21 protein-coding genes are annotated in these 22088 nt (G+C 57.5%); 17 read left to right on the top strand and 4 right to left on the bottom strand.

What is annotated here, in order from left to right; genetic code table 11:
- Nucleotide 1 precedes the first annotated feature (1 nt).
- From ccmD to BN1117_RS06835, 7 genes are all read left to right on the top strand, one after another.
- Nucleotides 2–208, top strand: a complete 207-nt coding sequence (gene ccmD, locus BN1117_RS06865; RefSeq protein WP_040095977.1) for a heme exporter protein CcmD — start codon at nucleotides 2–4, stop codon at nucleotides 206–208.
- Nucleotides 205–696, top strand: coding sequence for a cytochrome c maturation protein CcmE (gene ccmE / locus BN1117_RS06860; RefSeq protein ID WP_040095976.1), 492 nt, complete (start codon nucleotides 205–207; stop codon nucleotides 694–696). Before ccmD ends, ccmE begins: the two co-directional genes overlap by 4 nt.
- A gap of 82 nt (nucleotides 697–778) precedes the next feature.
- The gene (locus tag BN1117_RS06855; protein ID WP_040095974.1) at nucleotides 779–2734 is read left to right on the top strand and encodes a heme lyase CcmF/NrfE family subunit; all 1956 of its coding nucleotides are present in this window, start codon (nucleotides 779–781) and stop codon (nucleotides 2732–2734) included.
- Nucleotides 2731–3261 (top strand): DsbE family thiol:disulfide interchange protein, encoded by a 531-nt coding sequence (locus BN1117_RS06850; RefSeq protein WP_040095972.1) that lies wholly within the window; start codon nucleotides 2731–2733, stop codon nucleotides 3259–3261. Before BN1117_RS06855 ends, BN1117_RS06850 begins: the two co-directional genes overlap by 4 nt.
- A gap of 11 nt (nucleotides 3262–3272) precedes the next feature.
- Nucleotides 3273–3752, top strand: coding sequence for a cytochrome c-type biogenesis protein (locus BN1117_RS06845; RefSeq protein ID WP_040095971.1), 480 nt, complete (start codon nucleotides 3273–3275; stop codon nucleotides 3750–3752).
- Nucleotides 3749–5017, top strand: coding sequence for a c-type cytochrome biogenesis protein CcmI (gene ccmI / locus BN1117_RS06840; protein ID WP_040095969.1), 1269 nt, complete (start codon nucleotides 3749–3751; stop codon nucleotides 5015–5017). Before BN1117_RS06845 ends, ccmI begins: the two co-directional genes overlap by 4 nt.
- Before the next feature lie 85 nt (nucleotides 5018–5102).
- Entirely contained in the window at nucleotides 5103–5915 is an 813-nt protein-coding gene (locus tag BN1117_RS06835) for an MlaA family lipoprotein (RefSeq protein ID WP_040095968.1), read from the top strand.
- Nucleotides 5916–6028: 113 nt separating this feature from the next.
- Here the strand turns inward: BN1117_RS06835 and sodB are convergent, their stop codons facing one another.
- On the bottom strand, nucleotides 6029–6613 hold the full coding sequence (gene sodB, locus BN1117_RS06830; protein WP_040095966.1) for a superoxide dismutase [Fe]: 585 nt from the start codon (nucleotides 6611–6613) through the stop codon (nucleotides 6029–6031).
- A 288-nt stretch (nucleotides 6614–6901) separates the two neighbouring features.
- Here sodB and BN1117_RS06825 point away from each other — a divergent pair, with 288 nt between their 5' ends.
- Nucleotides 6902–7246, top strand: a complete 345-nt coding sequence (locus BN1117_RS06825; RefSeq protein WP_040095964.1) for a Grx4 family monothiol glutaredoxin — start codon at nucleotides 6902–6904, stop codon at nucleotides 7244–7246.
- Between the two features lie 67 nt (nucleotides 7247–7313).
- On the opposite strand, the gene BN1117_RS06820 is transcribed toward BN1117_RS06825, so the two are convergent.
- Nucleotides 7314–8525 carry an RsmB/NOP family class I SAM-dependent RNA methyltransferase gene (locus tag BN1117_RS06820; RefSeq protein WP_040095963.1) on the bottom strand — a complete coding sequence of 404 codons (1212 nt, stop codon included), beginning with the start codon at nucleotides 8523–8525 and terminating at the stop codon, nucleotides 7314–7316.
- A gap of 223 nt (nucleotides 8526–8748) precedes the next feature.
- Here BN1117_RS06820 and BN1117_RS06815 point away from each other — a divergent pair, with 223 nt between their 5' ends.
- The 9 genes from BN1117_RS06815 to BN1117_RS06775 all read left to right on the top strand — a co-directional run bounded on the left by BN1117_RS06815 (nucleotide 8749) and on the right by BN1117_RS06775 (nucleotide 19654).
- Nucleotides 8749–10731 (top strand): reprolysin-like metallopeptidase, encoded by a 1983-nt coding sequence (locus BN1117_RS06815; RefSeq protein WP_040095961.1) that lies wholly within the window; start codon nucleotides 8749–8751, stop codon nucleotides 10729–10731.
- Nucleotides 10728–11057 (top strand): hypothetical protein, encoded by a 330-nt coding sequence (locus tag BN1117_RS06810; protein ID WP_040095959.1) that lies wholly within the window; start codon nucleotides 10728–10730, stop codon nucleotides 11055–11057. The genes BN1117_RS06815 and BN1117_RS06810 overlap by 4 nt, the downstream gene beginning before the upstream one ends.
- Before the next feature lie 250 nt (nucleotides 11058–11307).
- Nucleotides 11308–13272, top strand: a complete 1965-nt coding sequence (locus tag BN1117_RS06805) for a reprolysin-like metallopeptidase (protein WP_040095958.1) — start codon at nucleotides 11308–11310, stop codon at nucleotides 13270–13272.
- Nucleotides 13251–13589, top strand: coding sequence for a hypothetical protein (locus tag BN1117_RS06800; protein WP_040095956.1), 339 nt, complete (start codon nucleotides 13251–13253; stop codon nucleotides 13587–13589). Before BN1117_RS06805 ends, BN1117_RS06800 begins: the two co-directional genes overlap by 22 nt.
- Before the next feature lie 216 nt (nucleotides 13590–13805).
- Nucleotides 13806–15989, top strand: coding sequence for a reprolysin-like metallopeptidase (locus BN1117_RS18940; protein ID WP_082032556.1), 2184 nt, complete (start codon nucleotides 13806–13808; stop codon nucleotides 15987–15989).
- Nucleotides 15990–16166: 177 nt separating this feature from the next.
- A complete protein-coding gene (pdxH, locus tag BN1117_RS06790; RefSeq protein ID WP_040095955.1) occupies nucleotides 16167–16805 on the top strand; it encodes a pyridoxamine 5'-phosphate oxidase in 639 nt (212 codons plus the stop codon).
- Nucleotides 16806–16841: 36 nt separating this feature from the next.
- Entirely contained in the window at nucleotides 16842–17456 is a 615-nt protein-coding gene (locus tag BN1117_RS06785; protein ID WP_040095953.1) for a glutathione S-transferase family protein, read from the top strand.
- Nucleotides 17456–19102, top strand: a complete 1647-nt coding sequence (locus tag BN1117_RS06780) for a GNAT family N-acetyltransferase (protein ID WP_040095951.1) — start codon at nucleotides 17456–17458, stop codon at nucleotides 19100–19102. Before BN1117_RS06785 ends, BN1117_RS06780 begins: the two co-directional genes overlap by 1 nt.
- Nucleotides 19103–19114: 12 nt before the next feature.
- Nucleotides 19115–19654 (top strand): GNAT family N-acetyltransferase, encoded by a 540-nt coding sequence (locus BN1117_RS06775; RefSeq protein WP_040095949.1) that lies wholly within the window; start codon nucleotides 19115–19117, stop codon nucleotides 19652–19654.
- A 105-nt stretch (nucleotides 19655–19759) separates the two neighbouring features.
- Here the strand turns inward: BN1117_RS06775 and BN1117_RS06770 are convergent, their stop codons facing one another.
- Both BN1117_RS06770 and BN1117_RS06765 read right to left on the bottom strand, forming a co-directional pair.
- Complete coding sequence (locus BN1117_RS06770; protein WP_040095948.1) at nucleotides 19760–20704, bottom strand: PfkB family carbohydrate kinase; 945 nt, start codon at nucleotides 20702–20704, stop codon at nucleotides 19760–19762.
- 1 nt (nucleotide 20705) lies between these two features.
- Nucleotides 20706–22088 carry a purine-cytosine permease family protein gene (locus BN1117_RS06765; RefSeq protein WP_040095945.1) on the bottom strand — a complete coding sequence of 461 codons (1383 nt, stop codon included), beginning with the start codon at nucleotides 22086–22088 and terminating at the stop codon, nucleotides 20706–20708.

Here is a 22088-nt window from a genome sequence, read left to right as displayed (position 1 = left end):
CATGCACTTTGCCTCTTTCAGTGATTTTATGGCGATGGGCGGTTACGCCTTCTATGTCTGGCTCTCTTTTGGCATGACACTGGTGTGTCTGGTCGGCATTGTCATTTCTACCCGTATGAAAACCCGTAGCTTGCTTGGCGAGTTGCGCAGAAAACAGGCTCGTGAGGCCCGTCGCAAGGCGGCCCGGCAGATGGAGAACACCCTATGAACCCGAGACGTAAAAAACGCCTCACCATCATTCTGGCCATCACCCTGGGTCTGGCCACCGTCAGCGGGCTAGTGCTCTACGCCCTCAGTCAGAATATTGACCTCTTCTATACCCCGAGTGAGTTAGTGGAGGGGAAAGGGCCGGACAAGATTAAGCCGGAAGAGGGTCAACGTCTGCGGATCGGTGGCCTGGTTGTGCCTGGTACGGTCCAGCGTGACCCGACCAGCCTCAAGGTCTCCTTCAATCTGATCGACAATGGTGGCCATCAGGTGGTCGTCCAATTCGATGGCATCCTGCCGGATCTGTTCCGTGAAGGGCAGGGAATTGTCGCTCAGGGCACCCTCAAGGATGCCACCACCGTCGAGGCGTTCGAAGTGCTGGCCAAGCATGATGAGAACTACATGCCACCGGAAGTGGCCGACGCGACCAAGGGGATGCATTTCAAGCCTGAGTATACCGAGGCACAGTTGAAGGGCGCCAAGCAGTGAGCCCTGTAGCGTTTGCCTTTTCTGCTTTGCTTGCCGTGTGTGATGCGGCTGTTGCCATCGTTCAATTGAAAGGAATTTCTTCATGATCCCGGAATTAGGCCAATTTGCGCTGATCCTGGCCTTTGCCACCGCCTTGCTGCTGGGTAGCTACCCGTTGCTGGGTGCCAGTTGGGGGCGCCTTGGCATGATGTCGACAGCCCGTCCACTCGCCTATGCCCAGTTTTTGTTGCTGCTGCTGTCGTTTCTTTGCCTGACCTGGGCCTTTATCGACAACGACTTCACCGTGCAGTATGTGGCCACCAACTCCAACAGCTTGTTGCCGCTCGCCTATCGCATCTCGGCGGTGTGGGGGGCTCACGAAGGTTCCCTGCTGCTGTGGGTCCTGACCCTGGGTGGCTGGACTGCGGCGGTAGCCCTGTTCAGTCGCAGTTTGCCACTTGATGCCGTCGCGCGGGTACTCGGCGTGTTGGGCTTGATCTCGGTTGGCTTTACCGCCTTCGTGCTGTTCACCTCTGATCCTTTTACCCGCACGCTGCCCTACTTTCCGGTCGATGGCCGTGACCTCAATCCACTGCTGCAGGACCCGGGTCTTATCTTCCATCCACCGATGCTCTACATGGGTTATGTGGGTTTCTCGGTGGCCTTTGCCTTTGCCATTGCCTCGCTGATGACCGGCCGTCTCGATGCGACCTGGGCCCGCTGGTCGCGCCCCTGGACCATGGCAGCCTGGGTATTCCTGACCCTTGGCATCGTGCTCGGCTCCTGGTGGGCCTACTACGAGCTCGGCTGGGGTGGCTGGTGGTTCTGGGACCCGGTAGAGAACGCCTCTTTCATGCCCTGGCTGGCGGGTACCGCTCTGCTGCACTCGTTGGCGGTGAGCGAGAAGCGCGCCACCTTCAAGGCGTGGACCGTGTTGCTGGCTCTCTCTGCCTTCTCGCTCAGCCTGCTGGGTACCTTCCTGGTGCGCTCCGGCGTATTGGTATCGGTCCATGCATTTGCCTCTGACCCGACCCGTGGCCTGTTTATTCTCGGTTTCCTGCTGGCGGTGATCGGCTCATCCTTGCTGCTGTTTGCCTTTAAAGGCTCGCAGGTGAAGAGCCACGGCAAACACGAGTTATGGAGCCGTGAGACCCTGTTGCTGGCCAATAACGTCATGCTGGTGGCGGGCCTGTTGACCGTTCTGCTCGGCACCTTGTTGCCCTTGGTGCACAAGGAGCTGGGGCTTGGCAGCATCTCTATCGGTACCCCTTTCTTCAACCAGATCTACAGCTGGCTGATCATCCCGTTTGCGCTGTTGTTGGGGGTTGGCCCGCTGTTTCGCTGGCGTCGCCAGGATCTTGGCGAACTCAAAAGCAAGGTGATAGTGGCACTGGTGCTGAGCCTGGCTGCAGCCCTGCTATTGCCGCTGCTTTTTGCCGAAACCTTCAAACCGTGGGCGGCGGTAGGGATTGGTCTGGGGGCCTGGATCATCGTTACCAGCGTTCAGGAAACCTGGGTGCGTGCCACCCACAAACACCCCTTTGTCATCGGTGTGCGCAAGCTTGGCAACAGCCACTGGGCCATGATCCTCGGTCATGTGGGCCTTGCCGTGAGTATTATCGGCATCGCTTGTACCCAGAACTACAGCATCGAGAAGGATCTGCGGATGCAGGCGGGTGATCGGGTGCACTTTGCCGATTACGAATTTGTCTTTGCCGGGATCAAAGAGCATAACGGCCCCAACTACGATGGCTTCAAGGGGGTGCTGGAAGTGCATCGGGATGGCAAGCAAGTCGCCCTGCTCAAGCCAGAGAAGCGGATGTACAAGGTGACCCGGATGCCGATGACCGAAGCGGCTATCGATGCCGGTATCACCCGCGACCTCTATGCGGCGCTCGGGGAACAGCTCGACAATGGGGCCTGGGCGGTGCGGATCTACTACAAGCCGTTCGTGCGCTGGATCTGGTTTGGGGGTGCCTTTATGGCTATCGGTGGCGTGCTGGCAATGCTGGACAAGCGTTACCGTTTCGGCCGTCGTGAGGAGGAGGCCAAGCCATGAACAGAAAGACCTGGTTGTTTTTAATCCCCTTTATGGTCTTCTTGCTGGGGGCGGTGTTCCTGTTCAAGGGGCTCTACTCCGACCCTACCAAGCTTGAGTCCGTGATGGTGGGCAAAGAGGTACCGGTGTTCACCCTGCAGGATATTTATGATTTGGGTAAACAGCATGACCGCACCATCCTGACCGGTCGTCCCATGTTGCTCAACGTCTGGGCCACCTGGTGCCCGACCTGCTATGGCGAGCACACCTACCTCAAACAACTGGCGGGGCAGGGCATTCCCATCATCGGCATGAATTACAAGGATGAGCGTGACAAGGCGATCAAATGGCTGGCGGAGCTGGGCAACCCCTATCAGGTCAACCTCTATGATCCGGACGGCATGCTGGGGCTGGATCTGGGGGTGTACGGCGCCCCGGAAACCTTCTTTATCGACAGCGAGGGGATCATCCGTTATCGCCACGTGGGGGATATCAACCCCGAGAACTGGGCATCGACCCTCAAACCTATCTTTGATGCCATGAAGTGAGGGGAAGCCTGATGAAACTGTTTATTGCATCCCTGTTGTTGTTGCTGGGATGGGGGGTACAAGCGCCAGCTATGGCCGCCATCGATGTCTACACCTTCGACAACGATAATCAGGAGCAGATCTTTCGCGAACTGACCAAGGAGCTGCGTTGCCCCAAATGTCAGAACCAGGATATCGCCGACTCCAATGCCGGGCTGGCCAAGGACTTGCGCGACAAGACCTACCAGATGGTGCGCGAGGGCAAGGATAAAGGGGAGATTGTGGATTACATGGTGGCCCGTTATGGCAACTTTATCCTCTATAACCCGCCCCTGATGGCTTCCACCCTGATCCTCTGGCTCGGCCCGCTGCTGGTGATCCTGATCGGTGGCACCGTGGTCGTGATGCGAAGCCGCCGGCCCCCTGCGGTAAAAGAACAACGGGATAACGCCCTGAGCGAGGAGGAGCGCCGCCGTTTGGCCGAGCTGCTCAAAGAGGAAGAGAAACAATGACCGCTTTTTGGATAGTGATTGCGGGCTTGCTGGTGCTGGTGAGTCTGGTGTTGGTTGTGCCGCTTTGGCGTGGTGAAGGCAAGCAGAGCATCAGTCGCTCGGATCTCAACAAGCAGCTCTATCGCCAGCGGCTGCTGGAGATTGGTGAAGAGCGCGAGCAGGGGGTATTGGCTGAGGAGTCCGATTCGCTGGTCGAGCTGCAGCGCAGCCTGTTGGATGATATTCCCGATGTGGAGCAGACCGCCCGCAGTGGCAAGAGTCTGGTCTGGATCCCGGGGGCCCTGCTGCTGGTGGTGGTGAGTCTGGGGCTCTACTACAAGCTGGGCTCCTGGCAAGAGGTGGCTCGCTGGCAAGATGCCAGCAGCCGTCTCGGTGAGCTGAGTAACCGCATTTTGGTAGAACGTGATGCCGAGGTGACCGAACAGGACCTGCTGGATTTCATGCTGGCACTGCGCACCCGCCTCAAGGATGAACCGAACGACTACCGTGGCTGGCTGTTGTTGGGACGCTTGGCGCTGGATGGCAATGATCCCGGGATGGCCAGTGAGGCGCTGGAGCGGGCTTACGCGCTTGCCCCCCAGAAATCGCTGGTGGCGGTGCCTTACGCCCAGGCACTGATGATGACGGGGGATGAAGCGCAAGCAGATGCCCTGTTGCAGGCCGCCATTGCACAAGCGCCGGACAATATCGAAGCGCGCTCAGTCTATGCCTTTATGGCGTTGCAGAAAGAGGATTTCCAGACCGCTCTGGATCGCTGGCAGGCGATGTTGCCCTTGATGGAGAAAGGCTCTCCCCGTTATGTGATGGTTGAGCGCTCCATGGAATATGCCCGTGCGCAGCTCAAGCAGCGTGGTATCGAGGTGACGAATTCAGGCATTGCCAAAGCAGGTGAAGTGGAGGGGAAACCGCTGGCGGTGAAGGAGGGAGAGTTCCCCATCCACGTCACCTTGGCGGCAGGCATCCAGATGCCGGAAGATGCCCACCTCTTCGTCTTTGCTGTGGTGCCCAACGGGCCGCCCATGCCCATCGCCGTGAAGCGTATCGCAGGGCCAACCTTGCCTGTTACCCTCTCACTCGGAGATGGCGATGCCATGATGGAAGGCAGCAAGCTGGCGGCCTATCCGGAGCTGCAGTTCAAGGCGCGTCTCGCGCGCGGTGGCAATGTGATGAACAAGGAAGGAGCCTTCGAAGGGGTATCCGTGCCGGTCAAGACGACCGAGATCCCTGCTGTCCCGATTGACATCCGCATCGATCACGCCCTCTAATATGGCTTTGGATAACCCGGCCCCTGGATAGGGGCCGGGTTATCTATACTTCTGATAAATCGAAATAAAACCTCAGGACAATCATATGTATCTTCGTTCAGGGGCCATACTGGCAGCCCTCTTGCTGGCTGGCTGTGCCGGTGGTCCACCCAAGCCTGGCCCAGAGAGTCTGGATCTCAATCCCGGCATAAATAATCCGGGTGCCACCAGTACGGCGGCCGATCCCCGTGACCCCTTCCAAGGGCCAAACCGGGCCATGTGGGCGGTCAACTATGATGTGCTGGAACCCTATGTGGCACGTCCGGTAGTACATGGCTATGCCCGTTATGTGCCAGTGAGTGTGAAGGATGGCATAGCCAACTTTGTCGCCAACTTTGATGAACCGAGCAGCATGGTGAATCACCTGATCACCGGTGATTTAAAAGGGGCTGGCACTAACCTGGGGCGCTTTACCCTCAACACCACAGTCGGTCTGTTGGGGATTTTCGATGTGGCCCAGCATGCAGGCCTTGAGCGCAACAAGCTGGAGATGGATACCGTGCTGGGCCGCGCCGATATCGGTGAAGGTGCCTATATCATGGTGCCCGTCTATGGCCCGACCACCACCCGAGAGCTGGTTGGCGATGCGATTGACAGCCTCTACTTCCCCTATGCCTTGTTGACCTTCCCGATGAAGTTCGCACACTGGGCGCTGGATGGACTGGGCACACGCGCCAAGCTGATCGATCAGGAGCGGATCATTGACAACGCCCTCGACCCGTATGCGTTGACCAAGGACTTCTATCTGCAGCACAACCAGAACAAGGTGACGGGCAAGCAGAGCGAGCAGAAAGCGTCGCAGCAAGAGCAGGCTGACGATGTCAATCTGGATGAATATATGGACGAATTGGACCAGTAAGCGAGTCATCCCGATATGTAAAAGAGGCGCCTGTGGGCGCCTTTTCACTTTCTTTGCTATCAGGAGCTAAAAAAACGCCCCGCAGTGCGGGGCGTTTTGGCAAGCGAGGCTGATTAGGCAGCCAGGTTCTTGGCCACGAATTCCCAGTTAACCAGAGCCCAGAAGGTTTCCATGTACTTCGGACGCAAGTTGCGGAAATCGATGTAGTAGGCGTGCTCCCACAGGTCAACAGTCAGCAGCGGGGTGGTACCGGCTTCAGTCAGCGGGCAGCCGGCGTTGGAGGTGTTGACGATAGCTAGAGAGCCGTCAGCTTTCTTCACCAGCCAGGTCCAGCTGGAGCCGAAGTTGCCGATGGCAGACTTGGTGAAGGCATCCTTGAACTCGGCGAAGGAGCCGAATGCTTGGTTGATGGCATCAGCCAGGGCGCCAGTCGGCTCGCCACCACCATTCGGGGAGAGGCAGTGCCAGTAGAAGGTGTGGTTCCAGATCTGGGCGGCGTTATTGAAGATGCCGCCGTTGGAGGTCTTGATGATCTCTTCCAGAGACTTGCCTTCAAACTCGGTACCCGGCACCAGATTGTTCAGGTTGACCACGTAGGTGTTGTGGTGCTTGCCGTGGTGATATTCCAGAGTTTCCTGGGAGATGTGCGGTTCCAGAGCGTTGATTGCATAGGGCAGAGCGGGAAGTTCGAATGCCATTTTCTACTCTCCATTGGCTGGACCGTGCGAAGGCGACGGTTGCAAGACATTGCGTACTCTTTTCTATATGTGAAAAGAGTTGTTTTTAAAATGATGGGGCTGGGTAGCCCAAAGCCAAGGGATTGTAGCAGTATCAAAGATGGCCTAACAACTCTTGATTGGCGCCATGATCGCGATCAATCCTGTGTGGGTTCTTTGCGCAATTCTAACCGTGTCACCCCTTTGTCAGTTTGTGCTCTGGCCAGATTGCAGTAGAATGGCCGCCGAAATCGCTCTAGTGAGGCACCTATGGAAACTATTGAAAAGATCAAGCAGCAGCTGGCTGACAACCCCATCATCCTCTACATGAAGGGCTCCCCCAAGCTACCCAGCTGTGGCTTCTCTGCCCAGGCCTCCCAGGCTCTGATGTCCTGCGGCGAGCCGTTTGCATACGTTGATATCCTGCAAAATCCGGATATCCGCGCCGAATTGCCAAAATTCGCCAACTGGCCGACCTTCCCCCAGCTGTGGGTTGAGGGTGAGCTGATCGGTGGCTGTGACATCATGATCGAGATGTTCCAGGCTGGCGAGTTGCAGTCTCTGATTAAAGAAACTGCCACCAAGTACAAGCAGGATGACGCGGCAGCTGAATAATAAAGGCCGTAGTCAAAATACAAAAAGGGGAGCCAGCGGCTCCCCTTTTCTATGCTGGACACGATGATCAGGCAATCCGTTCGATACGGGCCATGTAGAAACCGTCGAAGCCGGTCTCGGACGGGCTCACGGTGTGATCGTCACGCAGACGGAAGTGCTCGTTGGCCGCGAGGAACTTGTCCACCTGCTGACGGTTCTCCTCGGGCAGGATGGAGCAGGTTGCATAGACCAGCAGACCACCTACCTTCACCATCTGGCTGTAGCGCTGCAGGATCTCTTCTTGCAGCGCGACCAGTACCGGTAGGCGCTCGGCGGTGTCACGCCATTTGGCATCCGGATTGCGCTTGAGTACGCCCAGACCGGAGCAGGGCACGTCCAGCAGCAGGCGATCCGCGCTCTCTTTGAGGCGCTTGACGGTCTTGCTGCTGGTGATGACCCGGGTTTCCACGTTGTGGGCACCGGCGCGACGAGCGCGCTGCTTGAGGTTTTCCAGCTTCCACTCTTCTACATCCATTGCCAGCAGGCGGCCTTTGCCTTTCATCATGGCGGCCAGATGCAGGGTCTTGCCACCGGCACCGGCGCAGGCGTCGATCACCCGCATGCCGGGCGCGACGTCGAGCGCGGCAGCGATGTGCTGGGAACCTGCATCCTGCTGTTCGAAGCAGCCATCGGCGAAGGCCTTGGTGCGAAACAGGGCCGCATCGGAGGTGACCTGCAGGGCTGTTTCCACACCTTCCACTGCAATGGTGGTGACCTGCTCTTTGGCCAGCATGGCTTGCAGTTCATCACGGGTGCACTTGAGGGTGTTGACTCGCAGGTAACGCTTGGGCATCCAGGCCAGGGCGGCGCGTTCGGCAGGCCAGGCTTCGCCCAACTGCTCGCTGCCCAGTTTCTCCAGCCAGCTCGGGCAGCCATCCATCAATACCGGGTTCTTCTTCGCCTCGGTCAGGCGGCGGCGGAAGGCCTCTTCATTGAAGCGATCCAGGGTCGGGTTGTTGGGCTGGGCAACTTTGTGGAAGGCATGCCAGCTGTGCAACAGCGGCCAGACGTTCTTTTCGGCCTGACGCACCTGAATGCCGGTGAGGAAGCAATAGAGGCTGAGACGGCGCAGCAGGTCGCCGGTGACCAGGGCAATCCTTGCCTGTTCTTGCGGTTTGAGTTCGATGCCGGAGAAGTGACGGGCATAGGCGCGGTCGAGGGTAAGACCCTGACCGAGCACATCGTCAACAATGGCAACGACCAGATCCCCGAAACGGGGCAACAGTGGGGATTTGAGCATGAGATTAACCTTGGCCAGATAAAGATGAACCGCACCTTTGTGAAGAGGGGCAGTTCTAAAATTGACAAATCCGCGCAATGATAGGGGGTAGACGGGGTTGACGCAACACTCCCCACGCGGGAATGGTGGAAAGGGTTGCTTCAGTTTCGTATTGATGTGGCCGAATAAAAATAAAGTACAGGCCGCAATTCAGGCGATTGCATTAATACAGGGACTAAAAACAATGCATATGACGAAGTACTCTAAGTTGGCCTTGCTGGTGGCCGGTTTGTTGGGCTCAACCGGCCTGATGGCTAACGAGTGGGGCACTGTGGCCGCCCGTGCCACGGCAGCCGATGGCTATGAGGTACGGGCCCATCAGTTTCGGGTCGTTAAGGTGCCGCTCGACTATTTTGCTGGGCTGCAAGGGGGAGCAAGCAAGTTGACTCTGCCGTTGCCCGACGGCGGAGACGTGACCTTCACCCTGCAGCCCTATGATCTGCTGCCGGCCGATCAGGCGGCCAAATTTCCCGAGATCCTGACCTTCAAGGGCTATAATCCGGCAGCACCGGTAGAGACCGGGCGTTTTGATCTGGGGCCATTGGGCTTTCACGCCATGTTTACCCATCGTGGCAAGACGGTATTTGTCGACCCGTTGCGCGATGCCGATGGTTATGCCGTCTACTACCAGCAGGATGCCTATAGCCGGTTGGAGGAGGAAGCGGACAAGGTGATCGGTACCCGGCCTGATAAGCTGGCCCGCCAGGTGCTGGTTAACGGTAACGAGCGTAAGCGTTATGTCATCGCCATCTCGGCTGCGGGAGAGTACACCGAGTTCCACGGTGGATCCAAAGTACTGGCCACCGCAGCCATCGCCACTCTGCTTAACCGGGTGAACGAGGTTTATCGGCGCGACCTGGGGGTGGAGTTTCAGCTGGCCAGCGGCAACGACACCATCATTTTTACCGATAAAGGTACAGATCCTTTCCAGAATGATGACAGGGATATCGACATCAATATCGTCGTGCAGCAATCTGCCCAGACCCAAGACGGCCCCAAACTGGGTGCCTTTGACATCGGTCATGTGGTCAACACCGGGGGCGGTGGTCTGGCGGGATTGGGCGTGCTCTGTACCGCGGACAAATCAGCCGGGATGACGGGCTCCGATAAGCCGGTGGGGGATGCCTTCTTTATCGACTATGTGGCCCATGAGATTGGTCACCAGTTTGGTGCCGAACATACCTTCAACGGTACCACCGGCAGCTGCGGCGGCGGTAACCGCGAGGAACGCCAGGCGTGGGAACCGGGCAGCGGCAGCTCCATCATGGCCTATGCCGGGATCTGCGGTGAAGAGAATATCCAGCCAAACAGCGATCCCTATTTTCACAGCAAGTCCATCGAGCAGATGCGAGCGCATATGGCGACCGTATCGAGCTGCGGAACCACACTCCCGTTGAGCAATAATGCCCCGCAGGCCGCGGCCGGCAACGATTATGTGATCCCGGCCAATACGCCCTTTGTCCTCAAGGGCGCGGGCTCGGATCTGGACGGTAACCCTCTGCTCTATACCTGGGAACAGATCGATCTGGGCACAGCATCGAGTAGTGCAGCCACCATGATTGACGATGGCTCCCGGCCGCTGTTCCGTTTTGTCTCTCCCACGGCATCGCCGGAGCGGATCCTGCCAAGTTTGCCTTCCTTGCTCTCCGGCAATCTTGCCAAAGGGGAGGCCTGGCCGACCACCAATCGGGATCTCAATTTCAGATTGACGGTGCGAGATGGTCAGGGGGGGGTCGCCAGCGATGATATGAAGGTGCAAGTGGTCAATACCGGCGCGGCATTTCGCATTACCAGCCCCATTTCCGGGGTCTCTCTCACGCCGGGGGGCAGTCAGTCACTGACATGGGACGTGGCTGGCACCACAGTGGCCCCCATCAGTTGCAGCAAGGTGGATATCTCGGTGACCCAGAACGAGGGCTCAAGCTGGGCGACCCTGGCCACCAGCCAGCCTAACAGCGGCTCGGCCACTGTGACGCTGCCGGGCAATCTCACCAGCAGCGTCAGATTGAAAGTGGCTTGCAGCGACAATATCTTCTTTGCCATCAGCCCCCTCAAACTGCCTCTGGTACAAGGTGGCTCGACTTCAGGTGGCGGCGGCGGTGGTGGGGCGCTCGGGGTGTGGACTCTGGCGCTGGCGCTGCTCGGCTGGCAACGGAGGCGCAGATGAGGGGGATAGCTGTGTTGCTGCTTGCCATGCTCGGCGGCTGTCAGGTTGATGCCGGCACGCTGGAACAGGAGCTGAGTGCGAATCTCGCCAGGCAGGATTATCGTCTTATCGTGATTGCTGGGCGGGGAGAGTTTGCCCCCGGTATTGCAGCCGAGCAGCAAGCTGAGGCCAAAGCGCGCTGTGGGGTCCGCTATCTGGATGGCTTGGGTGATGTGATAAGACCCGAGCAGAAAGAGGCTCATGCCAAGCTGCGTGCCTATGCCAGCGAGTATAACCAGCTCATGGTGATTCATTGCCCGGTAGCATCGGGTGCAGACAAGCAGTAATACATTAATATACCCACCCAGATGAGGGGCACTTCTGCCCCTGGTTATCCGTGAAGGCGCCAATGGCGCCTTCATTTTTTCCGCTTTTGAATGGAGTCCGCTTGTTTCACCGGAGGTGTGTAGATCGGTAGTAGCAGGATTTTTAAGCGTGACAGAAGTTTTGTGCGAATTTTCTTTTCTGTCTGTCACGCAGATCATCAATTGACGCTGCACCATACTTGTTGTCACCAAGATAGGGCAAGGAGGCTCTATGAAGCATGGCATTGCGGTGATTATCACCAGTTTGTCTATTGAGGTTGCGGCAGAACCACAGTGGACCTTCATGGATGAGGAATTGGAAAGGGGAGGGACCTATGATGTGCGAGCTGAAAAGGTCAGAGTGGTGGTTCCGGACAAGCCTTTTGAACCCGGGAAGCTTGCCAGCGTGTTGACCTTGCCATTGCCGGATGGCACTACGGTGCAGTTTGATGTTCATCCCAATGCTTTGCTCCCGGAGCCGTTGGCCCAGCGTTATCCATCTATCAATACGTACAGTGGAAAGGCTATCAATCGGGCGGCGGATACAGGCCGATTTGATGTCACCATACATGGTTTTCACGGTATGTTTACCCATCAGGGGAGTACCTTTTATATCGATCCGCTGCAGGACGGTTTCTCCTATGCCGTTTATGAGCAGCAGGATGCCTGGCGGCGACAGGATGTGGATCAGGTTATTGATCCTCATGGTATCGAGCGTGAACGAGCTGTGCTGGTCGATGGCAATTTGCGCAAGCGCTACACCATCGCCATCTCGGCAACCGGGGAATATACCCAGTATCATGGTGGTACCAAGGTTGCTGCACTCTCGGCCATTGCAACACTGCTTAATCGGGTCAATGAAGTCTATAGCCGTGATGTGGGGGCCGAGTTTCAGCTTGCAGCCGATACAGACAAGGTGATTTTCACTGATCCTGCGACGGATCCTTTCACCAACTCGACTCAGGATATCGCCATCAATCAGACCCAACAGGGATTGTTGCTCAATCCTTCTTTTGATCTGGGCCATCTGCTGGCGACATCCGGCGGCGGGGTGGCGACCCTGAGATCACTGTGCAATTCTTTCAGCCGTTCACGGGGTATGACCGGAGTCTCACCGCCTGTCGGTGATGCATTCTTTATTGATTATGTGGCTCACGAATTGGGGCACCAGTTGGGGGCTGAGCACTCCTTCAATGGCATGGCCGACAATTGTGCGACGGGTCGTCAGGCTAGTTCTGCTTGGGAGCCGGGCAGCGGCTCGACCATCATGGCCTATGCCGGGATCTGTGGTGAGGAGAATCTGCAGGTTAACAGTACACCTTTCTTTCACAGCAAGTCGATCGAGCAGATGCGGGCCCTGATGGCCTCTCGGCCCTCCTGTGGCACCGACCTGGCGCTTACCAATAACGCGCCGGTTGTGGATGCGGGGGGGGATAGGGTGATCCCCGCCAATACGCCTTTCACTCTTGTCGGTAGTGCACAGGATCTGGATGGTAATCCCCTCAGTTACACCTGGGAGCAGGTTGATCTTGGCACTGCATCTTACAGTGTGGCAACCATGGTGGATGATGGAACCCGCCCGCTGTTTCGCTTTGTTTCTCCGACATCGGATCCCCGCAGAACATTGCCCGCCATGAGCTCTCTGATATCGGGTGTCTTGGCCAAAGGAGAGGCATGGCCTGCGACCAATCGCAATCTCCACTTCCGCCTTACCGTACGTGATGGTCAGGGCGCGGTCAGCAGTGATGAAATGGTGGTTCAGGTGATCAATACCGGTGCGGCATTTGCTATCACAGCTCCGCAGATCGGCGCCATGACAGCGGGAAGCACTCAGCTAGTGACATGGAATGTTGCTGGAACCGATCAGCCTCCTATCAATTGTCCCAGCGTGGATTTGGCACTGACACAGAATGGCGGTTCTAGCTGGACGACGCTGGCAAGCGGGCTTGCTAATAACGGGTCGGCCAGTGTGGTGTTGCCAGCACCGTTGACCAGCACGGCCAGGCTGAAGCTGGCTTGCAGCAATAATATTTTTTTCTCTATCAATGGGATAAGAGGTAATGCGTCTGCCACTACGGAAAGTGCAAATGTCATTACCGACAACAATGCGGGTGGCGGCGGTGGTGGTGGCGCGGTGAGTATCATTGTGATCATCCTGATGGGAGGTGCAGCTGGATGGCGCAGGTATTACGGTTAGTCGTCAGTTTGCTGTTTCTGCATATCTGCACAGCGCCTGTTGTGGCCGCATCACTGACCGAGGCAATAGATGAGAGTCTTGCCGCTCAGGATTATCGGCTCATCGTGCGCGGCGGGCGTGGCGGTATGGCTCCCGGGGTTGTGGAGTCATTGCAAGCAGAAGCGAGAACCCGGTGCGGAGTCCGTTATCTGAAAGGGTTCGGTGATGTGATTGAGATGGGCAAGGAGGCGGAGTTTGAGCAACGGATTGACTATGCCACCCGATATAACCGACAGATGCTGGAAAAGTGCATGCCGGAGGCGATTTCAAGGCCATAGTGGCGGTTGAACAACGGTGTGTAAACCGACATGATTGGAGTTTTAACTCTATTAAAAAGAACTGCTGAAAATGCTAGAAAAATGAGTTATTTATAAACTTTAATTCGCTAAGCTCATGATTTAAAAAAGATTAAATTCTTTTAATTTTTATTAAAAATGTTGAATTGTGACTTGTGTCACATTATCATCGCCGGCTGTTCAGTCAGGTGATTAATAATGATGAAGTTCACAATAAATGCAATCTCAGTTGTCATCGCAATGTCAGCCAATATCGCGCTGGCATCTCCATGGCATATGGTCGAAAAACGTAGCAAGCAGGCCGATGAACCTGTAAGGGCTCGCGCATACAATATCTTTGAGGTAGAACCGGATTTTTTAGAAAATCTGCGCTTGGGCCAAACCGTGATTACGCTACCATTGCCTGATGGCAAGATGGTGCAATATGAATTGGAAGCCTACTCCGTATTACCGCCTGCGCTGGCAGCAAAATACCCAGATATCATGACCTATAAAGGACATGAAGTGGGCACCCCCAGCAATACCGGTCGTTTTGATATTTCTCCGCGTGGTTTTAACGGCATGTTTATGCATGCCGGTGAGCAGATATTTGTCGATATTCAGCGTAATGGTGCCTACGCTGTCTATTACAAAAAAGATGCACATTCAATGAATGGCAAGAATATCAAGGAGATCATTGAAAAATCCGAGCTGAAAAAAAAGTTAGCATACAAAACTGAAGCGGCTCGCAACGAGGCTGGCTATGCTGCGTCTATGCTCAAGGAATATAGAATTGCATTCTCAACTACTGGGGAATATACCGAGTATTTTAAGGGGAAGGCTCAAGCGTTGGCTTCACTGACAACGTTGGTTAACCGACTTAATGACGTATATGAACGTGATCTTGGTGCTCGTTTTGTATTGGCAGATGGCAGTGATACTATCATCTATACAAAAAATGACAGCCCCTTCTACAATGGTGTAAATAAAAAATATGTAGCCGGTGTCAGTCCTTGGTATGAGGAGAATGACAGTAAAAAAAACGCATATGTACAGGGGGAGAAAGTCAAGAATAAGGAACTGGGTTATTTCGATATAGGTCATGTACTGACAACCGCAGATAAAACGGGGGCCGTTACCTCGGGATCTTTATGCGGCATGGTTGTACAAGATACGACTATTCCATCAAAACCGGTTATTTCCTTAAGATCGATGGGGCGAACAGGAAATACAATACCAGAAAGTGATTCATTCTTTATTGATTTTGTTGCTCATGAAATAGGTCATCAATTTGGGGCCAATCATACCTATAATGCAGGCGTAGGGCAAAGAGTTAAGGATATGGCTTTTGAGCCTGGCAGTGGTAGCACCATTATGGGTTATGCCGGCCTGATAGCGAACCAAGACTTGCAGCCCAATAGCGAAGCCTATTTTCACAGTAAGTCAATTGAACAGATGTTAGCGCATATTGCCACGCGTGAAAAAAAAGCGAGTGATGCTGCGAAAAAAATTGCTAACAATCCGAGTTTAGCTCCTTATATTGCACCGTATATGGAGCCTCGTTGTGGCATGCCTATTCCGAGAGAAAATGGCGATAATCATGCGCCAGAAATTACCGATGTGCCAGCAGAACATGTGATCCCCAAAGGGGTGGCATTTAGCCTGAGTGGCAAGGGTAATGATATTGACGGCGATACCCTTACCTATACCTGGGAGCAGGTCGATTTGGGGGATGGAACGAAGAGTGGCGATCAATTGAGCTCCGGTCGCCTTGCAACCGGCCCCCTGTATCGTTACGCCGCGCCGACATCCTCCCCGGTTCGCCACTTCCCTTCGCTGGCTACCCAGTTAAAAGGGGAAGCTGAGAAAGGGGATGTCTGGGTCAATGTAGCGCGCACCCTTAACTTCCGTCTGGTGGCCCGTGATGGCAAAGGCGGTGGTGCCTATGGTGAGACCTCGGTCGAGGTGGTCGATACAGGTTCACAAACCTTCAAGATATTGCCTGCCCCTGACCAGCGTATTCTGGTTGGCAGCCCGACCACAGTGAATTGGCAAGTAGCTGGCACGGACCGTCATCCTGTCAACTGTCAGCGGGTCGATATCAGTTATAGCAACGATGAAGGCAAGAGCTGGCAGCCGCTGGTCAATGGCGTGAACAACGATGGCGCCCATGAGGTGACCATTCCGGCCAATGCTGGCAGCGCTGTTCGCCTCAAGCTGGCCTGTAGCGACAATATTTTTTATGCCATTACGCCAAAGCTGGCGACCAAGAGCAGTAATACACCGGCTCCCCAGCCTGAAAGCAATGGCGGCGGCGGTGGCGGTGGTTCGACCGGTCTGTTCGCGCTGCTGGGCCTTGGTATCGCTGCACTGCTGCGTCGTCGTGAGACCATGAGCAACTAAACCAGATAACCCAAGGGTGAGATTACCCATCTTTGGTAAATTGATTAACCAAGCGAAGAGGCGTGAGCCTCTTCGCTTTTTTTGTATGGTTTACAAGGTTCCTTTATCGAGCGCACAATGCCTGCAATCACTCTCTTGATGGTCGTGGAACCATTATTTATTTGAAGGAAAATCAAGATGATGGATGTTGCTGATCTGCGCCGTGAATACTCCCGTGGCGGGCTGCACCGGGCCGATTTGCCAGCCGACCCCCTGGCGCTGTTCGAGAAGTGGTTGGCGCAGGCCTGTGAGGCCAAACTGACCGATCCCACCGCCATGGTGGTGGCGACGGTGGATGCCGATGGTCAGCCCTGGCAGCGCACCGTGCTGCTCAAGCACTACGATGCCCAGGGGATGGTCTTTTACACCAACATGGGCAGCCGCAAGGCGCAGCAGCTGGAAGGCAACCCCCGTATCAGCCTGCTCTTCCCCTGGCACACCCTCGACCGTCAGGTTCATGTGACCGGCCGGGTGGAGAAGATGAGCACCTTAGAGGTGATGAAGTATTTCCACAGCCGTCCCAAGGACAGCCAGATCGCCGCCTGGGTCTCCAAGCAGTCCACCCGCATCTCGGCCCGCGGCGTGCTGGAGGCCAAGTTCCTCGAGCTAAAGCAGAAGTTTGCCAATGGCGAGGTGCCGCTGCCAAGTTTCTGGGGCGGTTACCGGGTGGTGATCGAGACGGTGGAGTTCTGGCAGGGGGGCGAGCACCGGCTGCACGACCGCTTCTACTACACCCGCGACGGGGATGGCTGGCATATCGAGCGCCTGGCTCCCTGATCGCGCTGTTCAAATCTGTTTTCACAAGGAGTGTGTATGCGTCTGTATGGTGACCTGCGTTCCGGCAACTGTTACAAGGTGTGGCTGCTGGCCCGCTGGCTGGAGCTGCCCCTGGAGTGGGTAGAGGTGGATATTCAGGCGGGGGATACCCGTACCCCCGCATTTCTGGCCATGAACCCCAACGGCAAGATCCCGGTGCTGGAGCTTGGCCAGGGCGATGCGCTGGCGGAATCCAATGCCATCCTCTTCTATCTGGCGCAAGGGAGTGCCTTGTGGCCAACCGATCCGCGTCAGCAGGCCGAGGTGCTCAAATGGATGTTCTTCGAGCAGTACAGCCATGAGCCCTATATCGCAGTAGCCCGCTTTATTGTTCACTATCTCGGCCGCCCCGAGTCACAGGAGGCGCGGCTCGACGGGCTGAAAGTCGGTGGCGAGAAGGCGCTGGCGGTGATGGAGCAGCAACTGAAACAGAGCCCCTACCTGTGCGGTGATGCGCCGACCATCGCCGATATCGCCCTTTATGCCTACACCCATGTGGCAGAGGAGGGGATCTTCTCCCTGCAGGGGTGGCCAGCTATCCGCAGCTGGATCGCCCGTATCGAAGCCCATCCCCGTCACCTGACGCTGCCAGCAGCCTGTCAAACCCGCTGATGGAGCTGCTGATCGAGGCCAGTCTGTGGCAACCGCAGTGGGCTGCGCTGTTGCAGCACTGGCAGCTGCAGGGTCATCGCTGGCAGCTGCTGCTGGGCAAAGAGGCGGCGGCTGCTCTCGATCAAACCGATGCTCCCTGGGCGAGCAGCCCTCCTGACGGGGTGCTCTGCCCGGGAGCCTTGCTGGCTGCCTGGCTCGATGGGGATCTGCTGACGGATTTTCATGTTGATCCCAGCCGCCAGATCCTGATCAGTGCCTCCACTTCGCTGCTGACCCTCGCCAGGGAGCAGGGACTGCTCACCCTTGGCCCTGTGGGGGCCGATCTGCCGCTCACCCCCGAGGCCGATTTGGGCGCCGTGCTCAATCGCCTGCTGGCGCGCCGCGTGACGGTGCCGACCCTGGCTGAGGGGCATTCGCTAGCAGGCGTCGTGCTGCGACCACTGCAGGCCGCCGATGAGTGCGAGGATGAGCGCGAGATAGTGCGCTACTGCAGCGACGAGGCGCTGGCCCGCTACACCCTCAATATTCCTCACCCCTATCCGCCGGAGGGGGCCCGCGACTGGCTGGCCCTTTGCTGGCGCAGAGCGGCACTTGGGCTTGGCTGGAGCTGGGCCATCACCTTGCCAGAGGAGCAAGGTGCGGCGCTGGTCGGGGTGATCTCCCTGCACTGGAATGGCGAGCTCGCCTGGTGGGTGGGCGTACCCTGGCAAAATCGCGGTCTGGCGACCCGGGCAGCCAGCTTGGTCAAGGGGTTCGCCTTTGACCAACTGCTACTGCCTGCGCTGACGGCTCGCCATATGCCAGACAATCTCGCCTCCGGCCGGGTGATGGCAAAACTGGGCATGCACTATCGCGGGCGGCGCCATATCAGTGGTCGCCAGCCGTGCGAGGTGAGTTACTGGCGGCTGGATCGTGCTCCCTCCTTACCCAACCCCTTGCCCGAGGAAATTGCCCGCTGGCTTGCTAATGAGCGGATTGCCGTGGTGATCCTGTGGGATCCCGCAACGACCAATCGGCAGAGTACCAACGGCAAGCTGGCTATCTCGCTCTTTGTGGATGAGAGGGGCGCGGGGGAGAAGCCCTGTTTTCTGCGCTGCCCGCCGCATCTTGAGAGGTTGCTGGCGCTGCACTGTTATCCTGTTGAGCTGCTGGAGCAGGCAGATCCGGATCAGCTTCATCATCTGGGGGGCGTGCTGCTCAAGGATCGGGATGAGCAGGGGCTGGCATGGCTGCTGCAACTGGCCGCCCTGCAGCGTCAGGGGCCAGAGCTGCTCAGCCGCGAGGAGCGTGTATCACGGCTCCACTGGTTCAACCAATTGATGGCGCAGGCGCTGGGAGGCAACGGTGACTCGTCGCAGATACGCTATCAACAGTTACGGCTGCTGGTGGAGCTGCCGGAGCTGGTCGATGAGCTGGATGGCTGCTGGCATCAAACGCCCGAGCTGACCTTTGCGCGGCTGGCGCAGGAGGCTCCCACCCTCTGGCTGGCCTACCGCGAGGCGATGAACAGGGTCACCCCTGCGACGCTAACCGCCTTGCAGCAGCAGTTTGCAGCTCGTTTTCCTGAGTGCACCCTCCCATTTTTGGACAAAGGTACTCAGAATGACCAGCCGTTGTGTGGAATAATGCCCGCTCTGCTGTACTAGGAGTAATACCTGATGTTGAGAACCGAGCGCCCCGGTGACATGCTGCCGGTCTATGAGCTGGTGAGTGCCGCCTTCGGTCGTTCCGATGAGGCCGAACTGGTCAACCGCCTGCGCGAATGTGGTGCTGCCGTGGTGACCATGGTCGAAGAGGAAGAGTACGAGTTCATGGGGCACCTGATGCTAAGCCCGATCACCATTAACGGTGTCGAGGGGCCCTGGCTTGGTCTGGCGCCGGTCGCGGTTCACCCCGACTGGCAAGGTCAGGGGATTGGCTCTGATCTCATCCGTGAAGGGCTTGATACGGCGCTCGAGATGGACTGGAAAGGAGTGGTGGTACTCGGGGATCCGCTCTATTACAGCCGTTTCGGCTTCCGCCCGGCCAGCGAGTTTGGCCTGCACTGCATCTATGAGGTGCCTGCCGACTGCTTTATGGCGATGGAGCTGCAGGAGCATGGTTTTGCGAGTGTGCAGGGTGAGGTGCTCTACCACCCCCTGTTTGACGAGCAGTTTGATGCACAGCCAGATGAGTTGACGGAAGAGCCTCACTCATAGCAAAAAGCCCTCATCGAGGGCTTTTTCATTTATCTGCGAACCCACCAGAGGTCGTTCAGGCAAGGTGACCTTTGTGATAATTATCCCCTGGCATCTGCGGGCTCCTTACGCCGCGGTTATTGCAGGTAAGTAGTGGCTGACCAGCTCAGCACGGGTAGGGGGATTATCGGCGCCGGGGCGACTGACCACGATGGCCGCCACCAGATTGCCGAGGCGCACTGCTTCTGCCAACGGCAGGCCGCTGGCGAGCCCCATCAGGGTGCCGCCGCCATGGGCATCGCCCGCTCCGACGGTATCGCAGAGGGTGATCGCCACGGGATGTACCCGCAGGCATTGCCCATCCGGTGTGCCAACCAGTGCCCCATCTTTGTCTTCCCGCACGATCAGTGACGCTCGGTGTTGCTGACAGAAGCTGGCCACGGTCGCTGCCGTGGCGGGGGCATCCAGTAGCACGGCGGCCTCTTGGCGATTGAGGGAGAAGATAGCGCCACGGCCCAACAGGGCTGCAATCTTCTCTGCGCCCAGCTCGCTGATCCGGGGACCCGGATCGATGAACGGGGTGATGTGGTCAGGCAACTGGCGTAGCCAAGCCAGTAGCTGTGCCCCCTGGGTGCCTGTCAGCTCGTAGCCGGAAGCATAGAGCCAGCCAGCTTCTGTGGGTAACAAACGGCTTAGGGCATGGGTATCCCAGTACTGCTCGCACCCTTCCACCGTGATGAAGGTTCGCTCGCCATCTGGCTCGACCAGCGCCAGACACCAGCCATTGTCGTGAGCCGGGTCGCGCAACTGGACTGGCAGCGACTCCTCTAGCATGGCGGCTTCCACAGCCGTTCCCCAGCTGCCCTGACCGACGGTAATGCCGTTGATTACCGGGGCGCCGAGCCGGGCGAGGGCGCGGGCCACGTTGAAAGCGCAGCCACCAATCTGGCGGCCACTCTCGCGGGCAACTTCATCGCCGCCCGAGACGGGGAGGCGGTTCATCTCCAGTATCAGGTCGCCAAAGGCGGCGCCAATCACCATGACTGGCATGGTCGGGATGGGGGGGGACATCTCAGACACTCCTCATCCGGGGCAGCAGCAGGGCATAGAGCACCAGACTGACGGCAAAGGAGACAAACAGACCGAGGCTGGAGTCGGCAAAGAGACCGATAGCCAGCGGGCCATCGATAAAGCCGGTCTTGGTCACCATCAGACCGCTGATAGAACCCGCGAGCCAGCAAAACAGTGGCCCTTTACGTACCCCGGTATCGCCGTAGAGGGCGAGATAGTCATAGCCCTGCTGACGACGCAGCGCCAGATAGTCGAGGGTAAAAATGGCAGCCCAGGAGGCCAGAAAGAGGCCGCAGAAGATCAGAAATGCGATAAAGGGGCCAAGGAAATCGCCGGAGACAAACAGCACGTAGAGGGCAACACCGACCACCAGCAGGGCATCCAGTATCACAGCGTGGGACTGGCGCAGCTTGACCCCCATGCTCAGCAAGTTGAGGCTGGCGGAGTAGAGGCTCAGCACGGCGATGGTGACGATACCTGCGACTGCGGCCGCCAGATAGGGGATCGCCATCCAGGCAGGCAGCAGCTTGCCGATGGCCGCGATGGGATTGTCGGTAGAGGCGAGATCGGGGATCTGGGCGGTGAGCAGAATACCGGCAAACATCAGCAGGACAAGGGGCAGGGAGGCGCCGACCACGACCGATGAAAAGATGGCGCCAGTGCACGATTTTTCACTCTGATCCCGGCTATAGTCGGCGCCAGCGATGGCCCAGCTGATGCCGGTACCCGCCGCGATGACCGACACGGCGGGCAAGAAACCGGTCAGCCAGTCACCAGAGGGGAGCGTCATGATCCCCTGCCAGTTGGCATTGGCCATCAGATAGAGCACCACAATCAGCGTCATCACCCCGAAGGTGCGGGTGATCCACTTCTGCATCATCAGCACGGTGTTTTGCCCCAGCAGCGAGACTACCACGGTCAGGCCGCCAAAGAGCAGCAGGGAGAGGGCGGTGACCCAGTGGGACTCTGCCATCCCCATGGCGGCAAACAGGGCAGCCAGGGTCAGGGTGCCGGTGACCAGATTGACCGCTTCCCAGCCCATCAGGTTGATCCAGCAGAAGGCGGTGGGGGCGATATTGCCCTGTTTGCCAAAGCAGATGCGGGAGAGGGTGAGGGTAGTGGTGCGGCCGCGCTTGCCCGCCATGCTGGTGATCCCCACCAGCGCGAAGGAGGCGACCCCGGTGACCGCCGCCAGCAGCGATTGCCAGAAGGAGAGGCCAAAGGAGACCACCACTGCGCCGTAGACGACCCCCAGAATGCCGATATTCGCGGCACACCAGACGAAGAAGAGCTCCGCCGGTTGCTTGGTGCGTTGCTGGGGAGGGATAAGATCGATGCCGCTGGAGGGCTGTTCCGGCTGCATCTCGGTTGCTTGCTGGCTCAT

This window comes from Aeromonas australiensis (genome assembly GCF_000819725.1).
GTDB classification, from domain to species: domain Bacteria; phylum Pseudomonadota; class Gammaproteobacteria; order Enterobacterales; family Aeromonadaceae; genus Aeromonas; species Aeromonas australiensis.
Note: the sequence above shows the minus strand (reverse complement) of the source record. Positions and strands in the feature narration are given on the sequence as shown.